Below are 19,640 nucleotides of genomic sequence, written 5' to 3'. Positions count from 1 at the left end.
CTACCAGAAGCCGAAGCCGCGCCTCAGCGCGTGGAACGGGACGCAGTCGTACATGGTCCCCGCCCGGGCGTGCGGGCGGCCGAACACGGCGCCGGTGAGCAGCCGGTCGCCGGCCCGCTGGGGGTGGGGCAGCATGCCCCAGTCCCGGTCGCTGACCTCGCCCTCGGGGGTGTACTGGACGAGGCCGTCCCGGGCGAGCAGGTGGGCGGCGGTCTCCAGGGCGAGTTCCGAGGGCGGTCGGCCGATCAGCCGGATGCCCTCCAGGGTCACCTGCGGTCCGGCCAGGGCGTCCACGGCGACGCAGGTCAGGCCGAGGCCCTCGACGAACCAGGCCGTCACCTCGACCGGGACGTCGACCGGGACGTCGGCCGCGGCGCCGGTCAGGGACGCGGGGCGGACGCCGGGGCGCCGGAAGTCGACCCTGGTCTCGACGGGTTCGGCGTACCTCGCGCCGCCGTCCCGGGCCTCGTAGCCCTGCTCGGCCATCGCCGCCACCGCCGCGGCCCGGTCGGCGCCGAAGCGCAGCGGGCCGACCCGTTCCATCGGTGCGGCGTCCCACTGGAGGCGGTCCTCCTCCGGGACGGGCGACCGGTGCCACTGCAGGTACTCGTCCGCCTCGTACGCCGCCACCGCGTCCCCCTCCACCGCTCCCGCCACTCCCGCTCCTCCCGCCACTCCCAAGGTATCGCGCCCCGGGGGCCTTGCCGCAAGGGCCGGTCGGCGCCCCAGAATGTCCGGTCGGAGGCGTGAACGGGCGCATTGTGTGCGATTCGACCGTGAGCTGACGGAAAATCACTTGTCGGGCGATTTCGGAGGGTTGATGATCGACGTACTGGTGGTCGGCGGCGGGCCGACCGGGTTGATGCTGGCGTGCGAGCTGCGGCTGCACGGGGTGGAGGTGGTGGTCCTCGAGCGGTTGACGGCGCCGACCGGGGAGTCCCGGGGGCAGGGGTTGCACGCGCGCAGTGTGGAGGTGATGGACCAGCGCGGGCTGTTGGAGCGGTTCCGGGCGGTGAGCAAGGAGTTCCGGGTCGGCGGGCTGTTCGCGGGCGAGGCGCGGGAGTGGCCGGAGGGGATGGACACGGCGCATCCGTACGGGTTGGCGACGCCGCAGCCGGTGACGGAGCGGTTGCTGTGGGAGCGGGCCGAGGAGTTGGGCGCGCAACTGCGGCGCGGCTGCGAGGTGGTCGGCCTGGCCCAGGACGAGCAGGAGGTGGTGGCGGAGCTGGCGGACGGTTCGCGGCTGCGGGCGCGCTGGCTGGTGGGGTGCGACGGCGGGCGCAGCACGGTGCGCCGGTTGGCGGGCGTGGCGTTCCCGGGCGAGCCGGCGACGGTGCAGACGCTGCTGGGGCAGATGGAGGCGACGGAGGATCCGGTGCGGATCGCCGAGGTGGTGGCGGAGGTCCGGCGCACGGAGCTGCGGTTCGGGCTGCACCACGAGGGCGGCGGGGTGTACCGGGTGATCGTTCCGGCGGAGGGCGTGTCGGAGGACCGCGCGGCGCCGACGCTGGAGGAGTTCCGGTCCCGGCTGCGCGCGGTGGCGGGCACCGACTTCGGGGTGCACTCGCCGCGCTGGCTGTCCCGGTTCGGGGACGCGACGCGCCAGGCGGAGCGGTACCGGACGGGCCGGGTGCTGCTGGCGGGCGACGCGGCGCACGTCCATCCGCCGACGGGCGGCCAGGGCCTGAACCTGGGCGTGCAGGACGCGTTCAACCTGGGCTGGAAGCTGGCCGCCGAGGTGGCGGGCTGGGCCCCGCCGGGCCTGCTGGACACGTACCACGCGGAGCGGCACCCGGTGGGTGCGGCGGTGATCGCGCACACCCGGGCGCAGATGACGCTGCTGGGCACCTCGCCGGGCGCGGTGGCGCTGCGCGGGGTGTTCACCCGGCTGATGGACTTCCCGGACGTCAACCGGTACGTCACGGGCGTGATCTCGGGGGTGGACGTCCGCTACGACTTCGGCCCGGGCCCGGCCCTGCTGGGCCGCCGCCTGCGGAGCGTGCAGCTGGTCGACGGCCCGGCGCCGGGGCGGCTGTACGGACGGACGCACGCGGGGCGGGGCCTGCTGCTGGACCGCTCGGGGCTGCTGTCCGCGGCGGGCTGGGAGGGCCGGGTGGACGTGCTGGTGGACGGCTGCCCGGAGCTGGACGCCGCGGCGGTGCTGCTGCGTCCGGACGGGCACGTGGCGTGGGTGGGCGAGGAGCCGGGGGTCGGGAAGGGGCTGGCGGAGGCGCTGGCGCGCTGGTTCGGTCCGACGGGGCGTCCGGCGGGGTAGGCGGCTGGACGTCCGGCGGGGTGGGCACCGGTCGGCGCTGTTCACCCGGGCGCCCCGCACCGGGGACTTGCGCCCCTTTTGTTCGGGTTTGCCCGGTCCGACCTGGCACAGTGGGGTGGTCCTTCCGCCCGCCGAGCAGATCGAGGTTCCCGATGGCCGCGAACCCCACGGCCTCCCCGTCCCCCGCGCCCGTGCCCGTGAGCGCCCCGTCCGCGCTGGGGCGGATGGGGGGCGGGCGCGCGGTGGGGGTGCTGCTGGCGGCGGCCGCGGTGTTCTACGTGGTGTCGCCGGTGCTGCAGGGCGCGGCGCTCCCGGCGGTGCGGGTGCGGTTCGGGCTGGGCCCGCAGCAGGTGGTGGCGATGAAGGTGGGCGGCGGCGCGCTGATGGTGCTGTCGCTGTTCGCCGCGGGCCGGGCGGGGGACGTGTGGGGGCGGCGCCGGGTGCTGGCCTGGTCGCTGGGGGTGCTGGCGGCGGGTCTGGTGGTCGAGACGGCGGCGTTCTCGGGCTGGTCGTACCTGCTGGGGCGGACGGTGGTGATCGTCGGGGTGTCGGCGGTGTTCGCGGGCTGCCTGGCCTCGGTGGCGGCGCTGAACCCTCCGGGCCGGATGCCGCAGGCGCTGGGCGGGTGGCTGGCGGTGATGTCGGCGGCGTTCTTCGCGGCGGCGAACCTGATCCCGCGGGCCCCGTCGATGCCGGGCCTGCGGGTGAGCGCGGGCCTGGGGGCGGTGGTCGCGGTGGGGCTGCTGCTGGTGGCGGTGCGGCGGCTGCCGGAGGCGGGCGATCCGCCGGTGCCGCTGGACCGGCTGTTCCTGGGCGCGCTGGCGGTGGCACTGGCCGCGGCGGTGGCGGCGCTGCAGGTCGGCTCGGTGTGGGGCTGGGCGGATCCGCGGACGGTGGCGCTGCTGGCACTGCTGCCGGTGGCGGCCGCGGTGGCGGGTCGGCGCTGGCGGCGGCACCGGATCACGATGCCGCGGCGGATCGCCTCGATGGCGCTGGCGACGGGCGTGGCGGTGGGGTTCACCCAGATCGCGCTGCTGCTGGCGCTGCCGGTGCTGACCGCGGCGTCCGGGATCGGGGTGGCGGCGACGGCGCTGATGGTCTCGGCGTACGGGGTGGGCGGGGTGGCGGGCTGCCTGCTGGTGCGGGAGCGGCGGATCTCGCCGGTGACGGGCTGCTCGCTGGGCCTGCCGCTGGCGGTGATCGGGCTGGCGCTGTGCCACGTGCTGCCGACGGGCACGGCGACCGGGATGCTGCTGGGCACGGTGGCGGCGGTGCTGACGGGGCTGGGCGTGATGATGGCGCAGGTGCCGCAGATGGCGTGGTTCCTGTCGGCGCTGCCGCGCGGCCGGCTGGGGACGGCGGCGGCGTTCCACCCGGTGTCGGTGCTGCTGGGGACGGCGGCGGCGCAGGCGCTGCCGGCCACGTCGGCGGTGAGCCTGGGGGCGAGCGGGCGGCAGGCGGAGAACGTGCTGTGGGTGGCGGCCGCGGTGGTGGCGGTGGGCGCGCTGATCGCGGGGCTTCCGGTGGTGGTGCTGGGCGTGGTGGGGGCGGCGGCGGGCGAGTGGCTGCTGGTGCGGGTGCTGGCCGGTGCGGAGCTGGCGCAGCGTCCGCTGGCGCAGGGTTCGGCGCTGGCGGTGGGGGTGGTGACGGGGCTCGCGGTGTGGGGGCGGCGGCAGCAGAGCGAGCGGCTGGCGGCGAGCCGGGCCAGTGCGGCGGCGCTGCAGGAGGCGGTGCTGCACCCGATCCCGGAGCGCCTGGGCGGCCTGCGGTTGGCGTCCCGCTACCAGGCGGCCACGGCGGGGACGGGCATCGGCGGGGACTTCCTGGAGGCGGTGCAGACCCCGCACGGGACGCGGGTGCTGATCGGGGACGTCCGGGGCAAGGGCCTGCAGGCGGTGCAGACGGTGACCGACCTGCTGGGGTGCTTCCGCTCGCAGGCGCACGAGACGGACGACCTGGGCGAGCTGGCGGCCCGGCTGGACCGGCACACGGCTCGCAGCGCGGCGGCCCGCGGCGACGAGGAGCTGTTCGCGACGGCGCTGCTGCTGCAGCACCGGGTGCCGGACGGGTACGTCGAGGTGGTGAACTGCGGCCACCTGGAGCCGCTGGCGCTGGGCCCGGCCCCCGCGGGGGTGCGCGAGGCGGCGGCCCCGGCGCTGCTGCCGCTGGGCTTCGGCGCGCTGGGCGCGGACGTGCCGGTGCCGCGGCGGGTGCCGCTGCCCGCCGGGGAGGTGCTGCTGCTGCACACGGACGGGCTGACCGAGGCCCGCAACGCCTCGCGCGAGTTCTACCCGGCGGCGGAGCGGCTGTCGGCGGCGTTCGGCCCGGCCGGTCCGGGTTCCCCGGCGGAGGTGCTGGCCTTCCTGGAGCGGGACGTGCGCGACTGGAGCCACCACCTGACCGACGACATCGCGCTGATCGCGCTCACCCCGGAGCGGTCCGGCCCGTCACCCCATGGAGTGCATTGATCACGGAGTGCGGCGAAAGCGGGTAAGCGCTGCGGCCCGGGCGACTCCCCTCGTGCGAGCCGGCCGGAACCCGGCCGCCGCACCCGAAGGGAACCGTTCCATGACCGTCGTACCGCTCGACCCCGCCTCGCCCGCCTCGCACGCCGTCGGCATCGACTTCGACCAGACCCTGGTCGCCCACGACGAGGGCTGGCAGGACGGCCGGATCTACGGCAAGCCCGTCCCGGGGGCGATCGAGTCGCTGCACGCGCTGAAGCGGGTCCGTTCGGTGTTCATCATGACCGCCCGCCCGCGCCGCTTCCACCCCGCGGTGGCGGGCTGGCTGCGCGAGCACTCCGGCCTGGAGGCGCTCGTCGACGAGGATCCCGAGCGCGCCTACTGGCAGGGCGACTGCCTGCTGGTGACCAACAAGAAGCTCGGCGCCGCCGTCTACATCGACGACCGGGCCGTCCGCTTCACCGGCGACTGGGACAGCGCCCTCGCCCAGGCCCGGCACGCCATCGGGCTCCCAGCCGCACCGGCACCGCACTGCTGACACCGGACCCGCCCGGCCCCGCCGGACCCGCCGCCACCGCGGCGGGTCCGGCACACTGCTGAGGGGCCGTCAGCAGCCGTCCGGGAGGAGCACCGTGAGCACGCCGAAGGCCGTCGGGGCGGAGACCGGGGACGGTGACCCGCTGGCGCTCGCCCTGTTCGGGCTGACCGTGGTGAGCGGGCTGATCGACGCCGTCAGCTACCTCGGGCTCGGGCGCGTCTTCGCCGCCAACATGACCGGCAACGTCGTCGTCATCGGCTTCGGCCTGGCCGGTGCGCCCGGCTTCTCCGTCCTCGGGTCGACCACCGCGCTGGCGGCGTTCCTGCTCGGTGCGGCCCTCGCCGGGCGGCTGACCGCCGGTCGGCTGCGGCCCGCGCTGGTCGCGGAGGGCGGGCTGCACCTCGCGGCGGCGGCCGTGGTGTTCGCGGTCGGCACCGGCGCGGTCGGCGCCGACGGGGCCCTCCAGTACGGGGTGATCGGGCTGCTGGCCCTGGCGATGGGCCTGCGCAGCGCGACGGTCCGCAGCCTCGGCGTGCCGGACCTGACCACCACCGTCCTGACCATGACGCTCACCGGCCTCGCCGCCGAGCCCCGCTCGCCCCGTCGGCGGCGCCGCGTGCTGGCCGCCCTCGCCATGCTGGCCGGGGTGGTGCCCGGCGCGGTGCTGGTGCTGCACCGGCAGACCGGCTGGGCGCTGGTCGCCGCGGCCGCGCTCACGGGCGCGACCGCGGCGCTCCACCGCGACTGAGCGGGGGCCGGGGGCCGCCGGGCCTCAGTGGCGGCGACGGCTCCGGGCGGTGGCGAGGACCGCGCCCGCGAGGGCCAGGACCGCGGCGAGCAGGCCGAGCAGCAGCGCGAGGGCGATGGTGAGCGGGGTGCGGAGCTTGGCCGTCAGGCGGGCCGGCGCAATGACCGACGCCAGTCTTCGGACGGTTCTCACGTGGCGGCGGCGTGTCACCGCTGCGGCCCGCCGGGGCGGCTGTCGTCCGGGCGGCGCCACAGGAAGGCTTCGCTGCCGGGCTGCCGGGCCGAGAACCGGCCGGTGGGCGAGGCCTCGTGCAGCAGGGCGCGCAGTTCGGCCTCGAAGGCGGGCAGGCCGGTGCCGAACAGGTGCGGCGCGGAGGAGGACATCGACAGCACTCCGGCCACCACCTCGTCCGTGCCGCGCTCCAGCGGTTGGCCGCCGGGGACGACCAGCTTCTCCGGGCCGAGCAGCCCGGCCCGGGCGTAGACCAGCGACTCGCCGCCGGGGGTGCCGTGCGGCAGGACGCCGCGCCCGGCCCGGCGGACCGGGCCGAGGTGGCGACGGACCAGGGCGTCGATCCCGGCCTGCGGCACCGGCGGGTGCGGGAGCGGGCCCGTGGGGCGGGGCTCGTCCTTCCGGTCGGACAGGTGCACCAGCGTGCCGCCGGGGCGCAGCATGGCGCGGACGGTGGTGGCGACCAGGTCGCGGTCCATCCAGTGGAAGGACTGGGCGAACGCGACGACGTCGAACGTGCCGAGGCCGAGCGGGAGTTGCTCGGCGCGGGCGTGCACCCAGCGGGTCCGCCCGGCGAGGCCGGCGCGGGCGGCGGCGCGGGCGGCCTCCTCGACCATCCCGGCGTCCGCGTCGACGCCGACGGTCTCGGCGAACCGGTCGGCGAGCTCCAGCGCGAGCGTCCCGGGCCCGCAGCCGACGTCGAGCAGCCGCCCGGTGCCGTCGAGCCGCAGCGCCCGGGCGAGCGCCTCGGCCAGCCCGGGTGCGTACGGGAGGCGGCCGCGGGCGTAGTGCGGGGCCGCTCCCTCGAACAGCGTCTCGTCCCACTGCCAGCCCTCGGCCACCCGCGCCTCCGCCGTGCGTTCCGCCGGGGCCGCTCGAACCCGGTCGTGCCCGATCCTGGCACGGCAGCTGCCCGGTGCGCCCGGCAATTCCATCAAGCCGCCTGCCGTTCACGCTTTCTGATGTTGCGTCCGATTTGACTGCCGACGGGCGCACGGATCAGGCCATCCGGCCGTGACGGGGCGTCATCGGAGCCGCTCCGGGGGCGGTCGGGCGGCTGGGATCCGGCCATGATTGCCCGCGATTGGCCTAGACCATTGACGGCGTTCGGTCCGGGGACGGAGGATCACTCGGGCCGGGGACGGAGCGATCACGTCCGATCCGGACCCCTCCGCCACCGGCTCCCCCCCACGGTTCGACCGAAGGAGTTCCCATGCGTCTGCGCACCGCCGCCAAGGCCGCCTCCACCCTCGCCGTCGGCAGCGTCCTCGCACTGACCCTGACCGGCACCGCGCTGGCGGCGAGCGGTCCGACCAGCCTCACCGGCAAGGGCTGCCCGTCCTCCTACAGCAACCTCGCCGACGGCGGCACGTACACCCAGACCCTGATCAAGAAGTTCGTCGCCGCCAACGGGCTCCAGTACGGCGACTACAGCGTGGTCTTCCACAACTCGGCCGGCGTGAAGTCCACCCTGCCGACGCGCGAGTACCGCTGCTACTGACCGTCCACGGGCGGTGCGGGCGCCCGGCCGGAGGAGGCGACTCCACGGTCGGGCACCGTCGTTCGCGCCGGAGGAACCCCCTCACGACAACCATCCCGAGGAGACTGCATGCCCTTCCGGCGCACCACCAAGGTCCTCGCCGTCGCCACCCTCGCCAGCGCCCTCGCCCTCGGCGCGGCCGGGACCGCCTCCGCGGCCCCCTACACCGACCTGACCGGCAAGGGCTGCCCCGGTGAGTACGACAACGGTTACGGGGACGGTCAGTTCCAGCAGGTCCTGAGCTACACCTTCACCGCCGGCAACGGCCAGCGCTACGGCCACTACCTCATCTACTGGATCAACTGGTCCGGCAAGAGCTACCAGGGCTCCACCGACTACCGCTGCTACTGATCCGCGCCGCCCACCGGTGGCCCCGCCCGGCCACAGCCCTGCCGCACCCGCCCGCCCGCGGCGAGGGCGTAGTGCGCCGCGGGCGGATGGGGAGCGTCAGGCCGATCACCGACACCCGGCCGCCGCGGCAGCGGCAGCCGCAGCCCGGCCAGGGCGGACCTGCGGTGCGTCGGGGCGCTGCTGCCCGAGGTGAGCGGCGCCCAGCCGCCGGGGCGCAACGGCGCCAGCAGGTCGGCGGCGGCGCCCGCGACGGGGACGACCCGGGCCGGTGGTATTCGTACCAACCGACCGAAATCGATGCGATTATCGACGTCTATACACCGATATCCGGACGATTTCGGCCACTATCACCCGTTTGATCATGACTTGCTGCCGGTGCGGGAAGGTCCAGGGGGTGGCCCGGGCGCGACCGGCGGCGGCCGGGGCACGTAATCTGCGAGCATGACTGACGCCGCACACCTCACTCCCCAGGCCGCCTTCGACATGCTGTTGGCGGGCAACGGCAGGTTCGTCGCCGGTACGCCGCAGCACCCGAACCAGGACGCCGCCCGCCGCGCCCAGACCGCCCCCTCCCAGACCCCGTTCGCCGTGCTGTTCGGCTGCTCCGACTCCCGGCTCGCCGCCGAGATCATCTTCGACCGGGGCCTCGGCGACCTGTTCGTGGTCCGCACCGCCGGTCACGTGCTCGGCCCCGAGGTGCTCGGCAGCATCGAGTACGGCGTGAGCGTGCTCGGCACCCCGCTGGTGATCGTCCTGGGCCACGACTCCTGCGGCGCGGTCGGCGCGACCCGGGAGGCGGTGGCGGCCGGCGCCAGCGGCGAGGGCTTCGTCCGCGACGTGATCGAGCGGGTCACCCCGAGCGTGCTGGCCGCCAACGCGGCCGGTTACACCGAGAACTCCGACTTCATCGACGAGCACATACGGCACACCGTCGCCCTGCTGCTCGACCGCTCCCACACCATCGCCGCCGCGGTCGCCGCGGGCACCACCGCCGTGGTGGGCCTCTCCTACCGCCTCGTCGACGGCACCGCCCACCTGGTCACCACCCGCGGCCTCGACCTCCCCGCGGCCGCCTGACCCCGCCGCCGTCCACGCCCGCGGCCCCGCCCCGATCGCCGTCGGGGCGGGGCCGCGCCGCGTCAGCCGAGGCGGTGGCTCTCCGGCGGGCCGAGCAGGCTCGGGCGCAGGCCGCCGGTGTCGATCACCAGGCGCTGGAGGACGACGGTGGGGTCGACCATCCAGAAGGTGAGGCGGTGCGGGCCGGGGGCGGTGAGGGTGTGCACGGTGGCGCTGCGGCGGACGTTGTCGGAGGTGCCGTAGGCCCACTGGACGTTCATGGTGCCGGAGTCGGCGCCGCTCTGGACCGTCGTCCGGACGGTCTGCGGGGGCTGGTCGTCGAAGGAGACCGCGTAGGCCGGGCCGCCGGTGGCGAAGGCGTCGTTGCGCGGGGAGAGGTAGGCCCAGACGGTGACCGGGCCGGTGGTGAACAGGGTCACCTGGTACTCCAGGCGCGGCCCGGACCCGCCGGGCACCTGGCGGGGCGCGGTGACGGGCACCGGGGTGACGCCCGCGGTGGTGCGGCCGATGCCGGGGACGGTCTGCCAGGAGACGCCACCCGCGGCGACGGCCCGGGTGTGGTGCTCGGCGTCGATCGCGACGTAGCCGTTGGCCTCGACGTGCCCGACCCGGATGCTCTTCGAAAGTTTCGGACGGTTCACCACGGCCTTGACGACGACGCTCGCGCCGTCCGGCCCGGTGACGGTGACGGGCACCTCGGTGGTGCCGTACGGGGCGCGGGCCCAGTCGACGGTGAGGACCACCCGCTGCTGCTTGTCGATCCGCCCGGCGGGCCGGTCGGCGGTGAGCCAGGGCGCCCCGGTGGTGACCCGGTAGTCGAAGGGCCGCCTGCCGCGGTTGAACACCTCGACGTACTGGGCGGGTTGGCTCTGGTAGGGGCTGAACTCCGGTAGCACGGCCGGGGACTGCTCGTGCGGCCACCAGGCGTCGGAGCCGTCGACGGCGACCCCCAGCTCGGCGGTGTCGGGCAGCTCGATCCGGGCGACGGCGGGGAACAGCACGTCGGGGATGGCGACGTTGTCGCGTTCCGGCTGCTGCCAGGGCGCGTTGGGGCCGTAGCGGTCGACGTCGCCGTAGTCGATGTGCGGCTGGGTCTGGAAGCCGTTCCACTTGCCGCCCGCGACGCGGGTGTTGAAGCGTTCGGCGAGCGCGAAGTCGTCGGCCAGCCGGGCCTCGGCCGCGGTGGCGAGGTCGTTGGTCAGGGCCCGGCCCTGCGCCGCGTAGTGCAGGTTGGTGAACTGCGCGGCGCGCAGCGCGTACAGGTTGGCGGTGGCGGCGACCTCGTAGCCGACGAGTTCGTACCAGGCGTCCTGGACGGCGGCGGGCAGGCGGCGGCCGATCCGTTCGGCGTCCGCGGCCAGCTCCTGCCAGCGGGCGGTGACCGTCTCCAACTCCCGGTAGTCGGTGAGGGAGAAGGGGGTGGCCCGGTCGTCGTAGTGGATGGCGGACGGGTCGGTGGCCGGGTCCTTCGCCGGGTCGACGGTGATGCTGCGGTTGAGCAGTTCGGGCTTGCGGATCGACTGCAACTGGCCGTAGCTGGAGAGGAGTTCGGCGATCTGTCGGGCCTGGGCCGGGCCGAAGTTCTGCCGGGCGTACTCGGCCTCCCAGTCGGTGAGCCGCTCCAGCGGCCAACTCCCGGGCTGCCAGGCGTAGTCGAGGAAGAACTGGGTGGGCAGTTCGTTGCCCTTCAGGTCGCCGACGTTGGCGACCCAGAGCGTGCGGTTGCCGTAGGCGTACGACTGGTGGAGCTGCTCCCACAGGTTGGGCAGGCAGGTGGTGTCGACCCACTTGTAGTTGCGGCCCACGCCGACGTAGTCGAAGTGGTAGTAGAGGCCGTACCCGCCGCTGCGGGCGCCCTCGGCCGGGTCGGGCAGCTTGCGGACGTTGCCCCAGTTGTCGTCGGTGAGCACCACCGTGACGTCGTCCGGCACCCGCAGGCCGCGGTCCCAGTAGCGCTGGACCTCCTTGTAGAGCGTCCAGACCTGCGGGATGGTGGCCGGGTCGCGGCCGGTGACCTCGGCGAGGATGCTCCGCTGGGCGGCGATGATCTCCGTCATCAGCTCGATCCCGTCGCCGTCGGGCAGCCCGACGTCGCCGTTGCCGCGCATCCCGAGGGTGACCACGCCCTCGATCCCCTGCTCGACCATCCGCCGCACGCCGTCCCGCCAATAGGCCTTCACCGCCTCGGCGTTGCGGCGGAACGACCACTCGCCGGTGCCGCCGTACGGGTCGTGCCCGGGGGTGGTGACGTTGCCCGCGGCGTCGCGGACGGCGGGCGTGGCGTGCCGGTTCCACTCCTCGATGCCGCGCAGCATCGGGGCCTCGTGCGAGGTGCCCATGACGATGCCGTACGCGGTGGCGGTGGCGTGGTTGAGCGGGTCGTCCTCGGCGAAGGCGCGGCCCCAGACGGCGGGCCACAGGTAGTTGGCGCGCAGCCGCAGCATCACCTCGAAGACCTTGGCGTAGAAGTCGGCGTTGAAGCCGCCGGGGAATCCGGGCGCCTTGCCGGGGCCGAAGAACGCGGGCGCCCAGGTGCCGAGCGCCGGGTTCTCGTCGTTGATGAACACGCCCCGGTACTTCACCGCGGGCGTGCCCTGGCTGTGCCGGCCCGGCAGCGCGTACACCGCGTCGCGGTGCTGCGGGGGGACGTCGTCCCACCAGTACCAGGGCGAGACGCCCATGCCGCGGGAGGCGTCGTACGCGCCGTAGATCGTGCCGCGCTGGTCGCTGCCCGCGATCACCAGGGCGCGGTCGACCCCCGGCAGCGGGTGCTCGACGACCGCCTGCAGCGAGGTCTCCCAGCGACCGGCGACGCCGCTCACGTCGAGCCGTCCGGCGGCCACCAGCCGGTCGATCAGCGGGCTGCGGCCGATCGTGCCGACGATCACCGCGGTGCGGCCGGACGGGACGCCGTCGCGCACCACCGCGGGGCGCACGCCGGTGACGCGCTCCAGGTCGGCCGCCAGGTCGCCGACCACGCGCACCACCCCGGGGTGGTCCGCGCCGCTGACCACGAGCGGGGCGGCGCGGCCGTCCTCGACCAGCGGGAGGCTGCCCGGGCGCGGGGTGAAGGAGATCCAGCCGCCCGGGTCGGTGGTCCGCAGGCCGCCGCTGCCGTCGGCGTTGCCGCCGTTGCTGTCGTTGCTGCCGGAGGAGGCGGCGGCGGCCCAGGCCTCGGTGCTCAGGCCGAGGGCCCCGCCGAGCGGGGTGGCGGCGAGGCCGAGCCCCAGGCCCAGGCCGAGGGCGGCCCGGCGCCCGGTGGTGAACTGCGGTGCTGGTCGGTTCATGGCGGCTCTCCCGACGGCCGAGGTCTCGAAAATTTCGAAACGTTGCCTTTATATTTCGGAGCCACCTTTGAGTACGATCCGACCGGGGGTCAACCCCCTTGCACCGGGAATCTGCGGGAGGGTCGCACCCGCCGGAGCCCGGCACGGCGCCGCGCGGTGGCCAGTTGGCTTGGGGTGCAAGGGAGTTGATCCCGCTTCAGGGGACGTGGGGCCAGGTGCGTCGTCCTCAACCGCTGTGGAGATCGACCGGGGCTACGACATGCAGGTCTACGGCTGCCCCACCCCCTTCGACCACCCGCACCACGAAGACGGGCGATGACCTCGCCGACCTCGCCGACCTCGTCGCCCTGGCCTCCCGGCGGGGCTGAATCCTTTTCCCGGTCCGGCGGCTCCTGTGTCGAGCGGTTGCGCGGTCGGCGCGCCGCCTCGACCTCCGGGAGCCCCTCGTGACCCTCTCCTCACCCTCCGCCCCGCCCCGAGGGGTGCTGCTGGTGCACGGCGCCTGGCACACCGGCCGCGCCTGGGACGACGTCGCGGCCGGGCTGCGGGCGCGCGGGGTCGCCGTGGCCGTCGCCGAGCTGCACCGCGGGTCGCTGGCGGCCGACACGGCCGCGGCCGAGGCCGCCCTGGACCGACTCGACGGCGGCGGCCCGGTCGTCGCGTGCGGCCACTCCTACGGCGGCGCCGTCATCACCGGCCTCCCGCCGCACAGGGTCGACCACCTCGTGTACCTCGCCGCGATGATGCCCGACCGCGGCGAGACCGTCCTCGGCCTGCTCGCCGGTGCACCACCCACCGCCCTGGCGTCCAGCATGGTCGGTGACCCCGCCGGGACCACGACGATCGACCCGCGGGCCGCGGGAGAGCTCTTCCACGGCCAACTCGACGCGGGGGAACGCGCCCACCACACCGCCCTGCTCGTCCCCCAGACGATGGCCCCCGGCCACCAGCCGACGACCGCCGCCGCCTGGCACCACCGCCCCAGCACCTACGTCGTCTGCACCGAGGACCGGGCCGTGCACCCCCACCTGCAGCGCCGGTTCGCCGCCCGCGCGACCCGCGCGCTCGCCTGGCACAGCGACCACGGGGCCTTCGCCTCCCACGCGCAGGAGACCGTCGACCTGCTGCACCGCCTGGCCACCCGCGGTCGCCCCGACCGCTGAGGCCCCCAGCGCGGGTGCCCGGCCCGCTCGTCGAGCGGGCCGGGCACCCGCACCACCTGGAACCGGGCTCCGTCAGCCCCGGGCGTCCAGGCGGCGCGGGTCGACGGACCAGATGCCGCGGCCGTGGGTGGCGGCGTAGAGCCTCCCGTCGGGGCCGGTCAGTTGCGCAGGCTCCACTGCTGGTTGCCCGCGCCCGAGCAGGCCCACAGCTGGACCTTCGTCCCGTTCGCGGTGCCCGTGCCGGCGGCGTCCAGGCACAGGCCCGACTGCACTCCGGTGACGGTGCCGTTGGAGTTGACGTTCCACTGCTGGTTGGCCTGCCCGTTGCAGTCCCAGATCACCACGGCGGTGCCGTTGCCGGTCCCCTGGCCCGAGGCGTCCAGGCACTTGTTGCCGTAGACCACCAACTGCCTGCCCGCCGTGTAGGTCCACCGCTGGTTGGTGCCGCCGTGGCAGTCCCACAGCTGGGTCTGGGTGCCGTTGCCCGTGGCGGAGCCCGGGACGTCGACGCAGCGGCCCGAGGCCTGGCCCACGATCTCCTGGCCGGTGCTCGGCGGGGTGGAGGTGCCGGAGCCGAACTGGCTGAAGAACTTCCAGACTTCACCCGACGTCCAGGTGCGCCAGCCGTCGCAGGTGCACCCGTCGATCGGAGCGGGGTCGTGGCCCGCCCCGTCGAACGCGGCCCAGACGACCGGGTAGCCGGACCTGCACCCGGAGTAGGTGGTGACGACGTGCGTCAGGCTGCCGGGCGCGGGCTCGGGCGGGTTCTGCGGGGTGCAGCCGTTGTTCCGGACGAACTGGTCGCGCAGCCCCCGGCCCAGCGAGATGGGCAGGACGTCGTCGCGGAGGCCGTGCAGCCCCATGTAGGCGATCGGCTGCGTACCGCCGTTGCAGCCGCTGAGGTTCGCCCCGGCGTAGACCGCGACCGCGCGGAAGACCGTCGCCCGGCCGCAGGCGAGCGCGTAGCTCATCCCGCCGCCGTAGCTGAAACCGGCGGCGAAGAGCTGCGTCGTGTCGACGCACAGGCCGGCTTCGAGCTGCGCGGTCAGGTCGTCGACGAAGGTGACGTCCTGGCCGTTGGTGTTGGCCCAGCCGTTGTCGAAGCCCTGCGGCGCGACGAAGATCGTGCCGTTGTTGTCGGCGTCCGCCAGCCGCCGAAGGCCGTAGTAGGACCAGTTGTACCCGTCGGTGCCGCCCGAGTCGACGTCGTTGGCGGTGCCGCCCCGCCAGTGGAACCCGAAGACCAACCGGTAGGCGCGGTTCGGGTCGTAGCTGGCGGGGACCCGTAGGATGTAGCTGCGGGTCTGACCGCTGCTGGTGAGCGTGCGGGCACCGCTCGCCAGCGGAGCCTTGCCGCAGCCGCTGCTGGCCGCGGCGGCGGTGACCTGCGCGGTGAGCCGGGCGGTGACGGTGCCCTGCGCGGCGGCCGCGCCCGGAGCGGCGGCCGCGCCGGGGCCGGTGCTCAGCGCCATGCCGATCGCCGCCACGGCGACCACCACCGGAGTCAGCGCACGTCTGAACAGGGAACTGCGTTTCATGGGCTCTTCCTTCACTGTGGGTGGACAGGAGTTCAGGGCGCCGACCTGCGGGTCTTCCGCAGGCCGGTTGAAACGGTCCGTTCGAGCGGGGACGGAACCTCGGTGTTGCGCGCGGGTGGACGCCGCCTGGTGCGCGAAGGCCGACCGGGGTGGGGGCCGGTGACCGCCGGGGATGTTAGCGCTAACAATCGCGCGAGGACGTCCCCCCGCACGGGAGGAACGTCTTGAAGGCGTCGGCGGCAGCCTGCATCACCCCGTACGCCCAGTCAACCCTTCTCGCAACGATCCGGCGGGCCGGGCAAGGCGGACAGGACGGGCAGGCCGACAGGGCCTAGAAGTCGAGGAGGCCGATCGCGTGGCCGTCGTGGTCCACCACCGGCCACGTGTTCAGTCCGCGGGCGCGCATGGCGGCGAGGGCGTCGGTGGCCGGCATGTCGGCGGTGGCGAACGGGGCCCGGTCGAGGGCGATGTCACGGACGGGGGTGCGCTCGGTGTACCAGGAGCGGGCCTGGAACGGCGCGAGGTGGAGGCGGGTCAGCAGCCCGGCGCAGCGGCCGTCGTCGGTGCGGACCAGGACGTGGTCCGCACCTGAGCTGTGCAGGATGTCCATCGCGGTGTCGGCGGTGACGTCGTCGCTGATCTGCAGTTCCGGGTGCTTCATGAGGTCGCCGACCGTGGTGGTGGTCGCGGGGCGTTCGAGGCTGATGGTCACGGGCGCGGTCCTTCGGGTCGTTGCCGCCCGGTGGGGGCGGCGATCCGGGCACGGGTGGAGGCAGGCTGACGTCGTCTGCCGGGGCGGGCCGACACCGGCTCGGGGACCGCGGACCACGGTGGGGCTGCGGTCCGCGGGAGCCGGGCGTCGGCGGCCTGGACGGGCGGGTGGGAAGGACCTGGTCGCGGTCCCGGGCCTGCGGGGGTGTCCTAGCCGGCGAGGGCGGTGCGCTCGGGGGCAGTGCCGCGGGAGCCCGCGCCGGTCGGGGCGGTGCGGGTGCGCAGGGCCCGGCGGCGCCGGTTGCGGCTCGTGGAGGTGCCGCTGCGGCGCGGGCGTTCGACGACGGGATCGGCGACCACGGTGGGGATCCCGGTGGGGACGCGGGCGCCGGTGATCCGGGCGAGTTCCGCGTCCCCGGCGCTGACGCGGGTGGTGACCGGGGTGATGGCGGCGGTGGCCATCATGCGGGTCATCTCGCGCCGCTGCTCGGGCAGGACCAGGGTGGCGACGGTGCCGGACTCCCCGGCCCGGGCGGTGCGGCCGCCGCGGTGCAGGTAGTCCTTGTGGTCGGCGGGCGGGTCCAGGTTGACGACCAGGTCGAGGCCGTCGACGTGGATGCCGCGGGCGGCGACGTTGGTGGCGATCAGCGCGGTGACCTGGCCGGTGCGGAACTGCTCCAGGGTGCGGGTGCGCTGCGGCTGGGACTTGCCGCCGTGCAGGGCCGCGGCCTTCACGCCGTTGGCGAGCAGGCTCCGCACCAGGCGGTCGGCGCCGTGCTTGGTGTCGGTGAACATGATCACGCCGCCCTCGCGGGAGGCGATGTGCGCGATCGTGGCGGCCTTGTCGGAGCTCTGCACGTGCAGCACGTGGTGCTCCATGGTGCTGACCGCGCCCGCGGACGGGTCCACCGAGTGCGTGACCGGGTCCGTCAGGAAGCGGCGGACCAGGCGGTCGACGTTGCGGTCCAGGGTGGCGGAGAACAGCATCGTCTGGCCGCCCTCGGCGACCTGGTCGAGGAGCTGGATGACCTGCGGGAGGAAGCCCACGTCGGACATCTGGTCGGCCTCGTCGAGGACGGTGACGGCGACCGAGTCCAGTCGGCAGTCGCCGCGCTGCACCAGGTCCGCCAGGCGACCGGGCGTGGCGACCACGACCTCGGCGCCGCGACCGAGCGTCTGGGCCTGGCGGCCGATCGACACCCCGCCGACCACCGTGGCCATCCGCAGGCGCACCGCGTGGGCGTACGGCGTGAGGGCCTCGGTGACCTGCTGGGCCAGCTCGCGGGTGGGCACCAGCACCAGGGCGAGCGGGCGCCGCGGCTCGGCCTGCCGCCCCGCGGTGCGGGCCAGCACGGCGAGACCGAACGCGAGCGTCTTGCCGGAGCCGGTGCGGCCCCGTCCCAGCACGTCGCGGCCGGCCAGCGCGTTCGGCAGCGTCGCGGCCTGGATCGGGAACGGCGAGGTGACGCCCTGGCGGGTCAGCGTCGCCAGCAGCGCCCTCGGCATGTCCAGCGCGCCGAAGGACTCGACGGCCGGCAGCGCCGGGGTGGTGCTCACCGGCAGCGCGAACTCGCCCTGCACGGACGCACCCTGACGGACGCGGCGGCCGGAGCGGGAACCTGCGGCGGCACGGGTGCCTGTCGCGGAGCGGGATCCCGTCGCGGAGCGGGAGTTGGAGCTCTGGTGCGAGGGGCGACTGGAACGGTTCATGCGGAAAGCCTTCCTCAGGGCGGCACGTCACGAGGAAGGCTCCGCAGCGCCGGGGCGCCGGGCGGAGACCACGAGGGAACGGGCCGGAAGTGTGACGGGCGGGGCGTGGACGGGAGAACCGTGCGGCACGTCATGCGGGTGCGCGCTCACCGGAGAGCGGCGAGAGCGGCGGACCTCGAACCGTGAGAGGTCACGGCGGTGCGGCGATCCGGACGCGGCGCCGGGCGTCTCGCGCGGGGACGGCCACCGGTGGCGGGGCCAGGAGGCCTGAACCGGCCGGGATGCACGTCCTGGCCCAAGGCCGAGGGGCCCGCACCGAGCGTGTACGCGGTGCGGGCCCCTCGCTGCCGGGCGGGGTGCCGTGGCAGGTGAAACTACAGCGGACGAATGTTCTCGGCCTGCGGGCCCTTCTGACCCTGCGTGACGTCGAACTCGACCTTCTGGCCCTCGAGCAGCTCGCGGAAGCCGTTGGCGTTGATGTTCGAGTAGTGGGCGAAGACGTCGGGGCCGCCACCCTCCTGCTCGATGAAGCCGAAGCCCTTTTCCGCGTTGAACCACTTCACAGTGCCATTAGTCATAAACAAATCTCCTTCAAGGGGCTTTCCGAAGTCCGCACCGTGCCGACTCCGATTGCCGCGATGATGACCCACCCGGAAGAGAACCGGAAAACAAAATGCGCCCGCGACACACCAGCAGGCGCACACAAAGTTCATGGGAACCACTACTGCAACTACGGACGACTCTAGCAGGCCGATGCGTTCCGCGACGGGTATTTCCCCGCCGCCTCCCCGGAAAACTCGCCTTCCACCCCACCTCCCCGAACCCCTCGACGCGGCCGACACGCCACCCCACCAGGCACGTTGGCGGCACGACCGCACACCGCGACCCCTCGGAAATCTCCACCGGAAGATGCCGCGAACACGGAACCGGAGCAGCCGCGAACAGGCTCCCGCACCCCCGAATTCCGGCAGGACCGGGCAATCGGCCCCGATGCCCTGTGCCCTTGCCCACACTCAGGAGGCGCCAGAAGCCGGGAACGGGCCCGGTCGGCCGGACCCGGGCCGCTCCGGGCCGGCCACCGGAACGACTCACCGGCACCCCCGCGCCTACCGGGCCCGCGCCACGTCAGATCGGCCCGACCCGCTATCGTGCCGTCCTGCGAACCCCCACCCTGTCTCGAGAGAAGAAGCGCAGGATGCACATCCTGGATGACCTCACCGGTCTCTCCGCTCGTGCAAGGAGTCTGCTCGAACGAACCGGCTGGCGCGACGATCCGCAGGAGCCCCGGCTCTCCACCGAGTTCCTGCAGGTCCGGGACCGCTTCGGCCAGTTGGCCCCCACGCCCACGATGCTCGTGATCCGCCGGGAGGGGTTCGAGCAGAAGTACGGCGGACTGCGCTACCGAGTGCGAAGCAGTTGCACCGTCGGGGGCGAACGCAGCGAGGTGCTCCGCGACTGGCACTACGACCTGGGCCAGGGCATGTGGGCCGAGCCCGCCGGCGGCTGGTACTTCGATTGGTTCGGGGAACGCGTGTCCTCCCCGGTCCGCTACCTGGTGCACACGGACGGACGGGTCGGAGTGGACGACGGAGGCGGCACGTTCCTCGAAATCGCCCCGTCCGTCCCGGCACTCATCGAATCCCACGCTCTCACCGACGCGCTCTCGACCTGGGACCGCACCACCGCCGAGGTCGATGGCTTCGCGCCCGCCGAGCGACTCGACGGCCTCACCGACGTCCCCGAAGCATCCGGCAGCACCATCCGCTGGCGGCTGTCCGAGAACGTCGCGGTCAAGGAGTTCCGGGACTGGAGCAGCGGTGCGCCACGTCGTTGGCGCGCATTCGTCTGGAGCCGAGAGGCAAGCCCGAGCGAGGATCAGTGCCCGTCCCGGACCTCGTCGGGGCCGCGCTGTCCGGCTGACGGCGGCACCCACGCCCCTGGCTCGGCCGCGGTCGCATTCGCGCGCCGTGTTGCGGCGGTTCGACACAGGTGATCAGGAGATCGAC

At 74.5% G+C, this 19,640-nt stretch carries 17 protein-coding genes; 9 read left to right on the top strand and 8 right to left on the bottom strand.

Annotation, left to right across the window (positions count from 1 at the left end):
• The gene (locus tag ACFY00_RS20305; protein WP_388032887.1) at positions 1 to 657 is read right to left on the bottom strand and encodes a hypothetical protein; all 657 of its coding nucleotides are present in this window, start codon (positions 655 to 657) and stop codon (positions 1 to 3) included.
• A gap of 163 nt (positions 658 to 820) precedes the next feature.
• Here ACFY00_RS20305 and ACFY00_RS20300 point away from each other — a divergent pair, with 163 nt between their 5' ends.
• The 4 genes from ACFY00_RS20300 (at position 821) to ACFY00_RS20285 (ending at position 6,026) form a co-directional block, all read left to right on the top strand.
• Positions 821 to 2,275 carry an FAD-dependent monooxygenase gene (locus tag ACFY00_RS20300; protein WP_388032886.1) on the top strand — a complete coding sequence of 485 codons (1,455 nt, stop codon included), beginning with the start codon at positions 821 to 823 and terminating at the stop codon, positions 2,273 to 2,275.
• 152 nt (positions 2,276 to 2,427) lie between these two features.
• A complete protein-coding gene (locus tag ACFY00_RS20295) occupies positions 2,428 to 4,743 on the top strand; it encodes an MFS transporter (protein ID WP_388032885.1) in 2,316 nt (771 codons plus the stop codon).
• Positions 4,744 to 4,843: 100 nt separating this feature from the next.
• On the top strand, positions 4,844 to 5,278 hold the full coding sequence (locus tag ACFY00_RS20290) for a hypothetical protein (protein WP_388032884.1): 435 nt from the start codon (positions 4,844 to 4,846) through the stop codon (positions 5,276 to 5,278).
• A gap of 94 nt (positions 5,279 to 5,372) precedes the next feature.
• The gene (locus tag ACFY00_RS20285; protein ID WP_388032883.1) at positions 5,373 to 6,026 is read left to right on the top strand and encodes a DUF1275 family protein; all 654 of its coding nucleotides are present in this window, start codon (positions 5,373 to 5,375) and stop codon (positions 6,024 to 6,026) included.
• 24 nt (positions 6,027 to 6,050) lie between these two features.
• Here ACFY00_RS20285 and ACFY00_RS20280 read toward each other — a convergent pair whose 3' ends face one another.
• Entirely contained in the window at positions 6,051 to 6,218 is a 168-nt protein-coding gene (locus tag ACFY00_RS20280; RefSeq protein WP_388032882.1) for a hypothetical protein, read from the bottom strand.
• 14 nt (positions 6,219 to 6,232) lie between these two features.
• Complete coding sequence (locus ACFY00_RS20275) at positions 6,233 to 7,099, bottom strand: class I SAM-dependent methyltransferase (protein WP_388032881.1); 867 nt, start codon at positions 7,097 to 7,099, stop codon at positions 6,233 to 6,235.
• A 371-nt stretch (positions 7,100 to 7,470) separates the two neighbouring features.
• Between ACFY00_RS20275 and ACFY00_RS20270 the strand changes: the two genes are divergently transcribed.
• From ACFY00_RS20270 to ACFY00_RS20260, 3 genes are all read left to right on the top strand, one after another.
• Positions 7,471 to 7,758 carry a hypothetical protein gene (locus ACFY00_RS20270; RefSeq protein ID WP_388032880.1) on the top strand — a complete coding sequence of 96 codons (288 nt, stop codon included), beginning with the start codon at positions 7,471 to 7,473 and terminating at the stop codon, positions 7,756 to 7,758.
• 108 nt (positions 7,759 to 7,866) lie between these two features.
• Positions 7,867 to 8,148: a hypothetical protein gene (locus tag ACFY00_RS20265; RefSeq protein ID WP_388032879.1), complete on the top strand. Its 282-nt coding sequence runs from the start codon at positions 7,867 to 7,869 to the stop codon at positions 8,146 to 8,148.
• A 441-nt stretch (positions 8,149 to 8,589) separates the two neighbouring features.
• Positions 8,590 to 9,225 (top strand): carbonic anhydrase, encoded by a 636-nt coding sequence (locus ACFY00_RS20260; protein ID WP_388032878.1) that lies wholly within the window; start codon positions 8,590 to 8,592, stop codon positions 9,223 to 9,225.
• Positions 9,226 to 9,287: 62 nt separating this feature from the next.
• Here the strand turns inward: ACFY00_RS20260 and ACFY00_RS20255 are convergent, their stop codons facing one another.
• Positions 9,288 to 12,512 carry a glycosyl hydrolase 115 family protein gene (locus ACFY00_RS20255; protein WP_388032877.1) on the bottom strand — a complete coding sequence of 1,075 codons (3,225 nt, stop codon included), beginning with the start codon at positions 12,510 to 12,512 and terminating at the stop codon, positions 9,288 to 9,290.
• A 446-nt stretch (positions 12,513 to 12,958) separates the two neighbouring features.
• Here ACFY00_RS20255 and ACFY00_RS20250 point away from each other — a divergent pair, with 446 nt between their 5' ends.
• The gene (locus tag ACFY00_RS20250; protein WP_388032876.1) at positions 12,959 to 13,675 is read left to right on the top strand and encodes an alpha/beta hydrolase; all 717 of its coding nucleotides are present in this window, start codon (positions 12,959 to 12,961) and stop codon (positions 13,673 to 13,675) included.
• Between the two features lie 158 nt (positions 13,676 to 13,833).
• Here the strand turns inward: ACFY00_RS20250 and ACFY00_RS20245 are convergent, their stop codons facing one another.
• The 4 genes from ACFY00_RS20245 to ACFY00_RS20230 all read right to left on the bottom strand — a co-directional run bounded on the left by ACFY00_RS20245 (position 13,834) and on the right by ACFY00_RS20230 (position 18,212).
• Positions 13,834 to 15,213, bottom strand: coding sequence for a ricin-type beta-trefoil lectin domain protein (locus tag ACFY00_RS20245; RefSeq protein ID WP_388032875.1), 1,380 nt, complete (start codon positions 15,211 to 15,213; stop codon positions 13,834 to 13,836).
• A 331-nt stretch (positions 15,214 to 15,544) separates the two neighbouring features.
• Positions 15,545 to 15,925: a CBS domain-containing protein gene (locus ACFY00_RS20240; protein WP_388032874.1), complete on the bottom strand. Its 381-nt coding sequence runs from the start codon at positions 15,923 to 15,925 to the stop codon at positions 15,545 to 15,547.
• A 209-nt stretch (positions 15,926 to 16,134) separates the two neighbouring features.
• Positions 16,135 to 17,634, bottom strand: coding sequence for a DEAD/DEAH box helicase (locus tag ACFY00_RS20235; RefSeq protein ID WP_388032873.1), 1,500 nt, complete (start codon positions 17,632 to 17,634; stop codon positions 16,135 to 16,137).
• A 374-nt stretch (positions 17,635 to 18,008) separates the two neighbouring features.
• Positions 18,009 to 18,212, bottom strand: a complete 204-nt coding sequence (locus ACFY00_RS20230) for a cold-shock protein (RefSeq protein WP_033253417.1) — start codon at positions 18,210 to 18,212, stop codon at positions 18,009 to 18,011.
• Between the two features lie 617 nt (positions 18,213 to 18,829).
• Here ACFY00_RS20230 and ACFY00_RS20225 point away from each other — a divergent pair.
• Positions 18,830 to 19,627, top strand: a complete 798-nt coding sequence (locus tag ACFY00_RS20225; RefSeq protein WP_388032872.1) for a hypothetical protein — start codon at positions 18,830 to 18,832, stop codon at positions 19,625 to 19,627.
• Positions 19,628 to 19,640: the final 13 nt, after the last annotated feature.

The sequence above is a fragment of the Kitasatospora sp. NPDC001540 genome (assembly GCF_042894345.1).
GTDB lineage: Bacteria > Actinomycetota > Actinomycetes > Streptomycetales > Streptomycetaceae > Kitasatospora > Kitasatospora phosalacinea_C.
Note: the sequence above shows the minus strand (reverse complement) of the source record. Positions and strands in the feature narration are given on the sequence as shown.

Excerpts from the sequence above, each read along its gene's own strand:
- ACFY00_RS20270 (WP_388032880.1), top strand. The coding sequence starts at position 7,471 with ATGCGTCTGCGCACCGCCGCCAAGGCCGCCTCCACCCTCGCCGTCGGC.
- ACFY00_RS20295 (WP_388032885.1), top strand. The coding sequence starts at position 2,428 with ATGGCCGCGAACCCCACGGCCTCCCCGTCCCCCGCGCCCGTGCCCGTG.
- ACFY00_RS20290 (WP_388032884.1), top strand. The coding sequence starts at position 4,844 with ATGACCGTCGTACCGCTCGACCCCGCCTCGCCCGCCTCGCACGCCGTC.
- ACFY00_RS20255 (WP_388032877.1), bottom strand. The coding sequence starts at position 12,512 with ATGAACCGACCAGCACCGCAGTTCACCACCGGGCGCCGGGCCGCCCTC.
- ACFY00_RS20265 (WP_388032879.1), top strand. The coding sequence starts at position 7,867 with ATGCCCTTCCGGCGCACCACCAAGGTCCTCGCCGTCGCCACCCTCGCC.
- ACFY00_RS20260 (WP_388032878.1), top strand. The coding sequence starts at position 8,590 with ATGACTGACGCCGCACACCTCACTCCCCAGGCCGCCTTCGACATGCTG.
- ACFY00_RS20235 (WP_388032873.1), bottom strand. The coding sequence starts at position 17,634 with ATGAACCGTTCCAGTCGCCCCTCGCACCAGAGCTCCAACTCCCGCTCC.
- ACFY00_RS20230 (WP_033253417.1), bottom strand. The coding sequence starts at position 18,212 with ATGACTAATGGCACTGTGAAGTGGTTCAACGCGGAAAAGGGCTTCGGC.
- ACFY00_RS20245 (WP_388032875.1), bottom strand. The coding sequence starts at position 15,213 with ATGAAACGCAGTTCCCTGTTCAGACGTGCGCTGACTCCGGTGGTGGTC.
- ACFY00_RS20300 (WP_388032886.1), top strand. The coding sequence starts at position 821 with ATGATCGACGTACTGGTGGTCGGCGGCGGGCCGACCGGGTTGATGCTG.
- ACFY00_RS20225 (WP_388032872.1), top strand. The coding sequence starts at position 18,830 with ATGCACATCCTGGATGACCTCACCGGTCTCTCCGCTCGTGCAAGGAGT.